Below are 275 nucleotides of genomic sequence, written 5' to 3' on the forward strand. Positions count from 1 at the left end.
GCTGTCATCGGCTTCAATGGGGGAGGCGAGGCGGCAGTCAAAGAACTGTTTCGCCTCCTGATGAGTAAAAGCCAGCTGTTGGCTGCCGATTTCCAGTAACTGCTCGCGCACCCGTAGGTTGGCGATCCCCAACTGCGGCAGGTTGCGCGACAGCACTACCAGCGTCATGGTCTCTGGCTGATGGCGCAAGAAGAAGCGCATGGCATCGTGGATCACCGGATTGGTGATCAGGTGATAGTCATCAATGACCAGGTACAGCGGGCGCTGCCAGTCGG

1 protein-coding gene is annotated in these 275 nt (G+C 58.5%); it reads right to left on the minus strand.

What is annotated here, in order from left to right; all coding sequences use genetic code 11:
- A partial coding sequence (locus ACODJP_RS14000; RefSeq protein ID WP_422482539.1) for a hypothetical protein occupies positions 1-275 on the minus strand: 275 nt, incomplete at both ends.

It is taken from the genome of Pleomorphochaeta sp. DL1XJH-081, from assembly GCF_049310885.1.
GTDB lineage: Bacteria > Spirochaetota > Spirochaetia > Sphaerochaetales > Sphaerochaetaceae > CAYZJV01.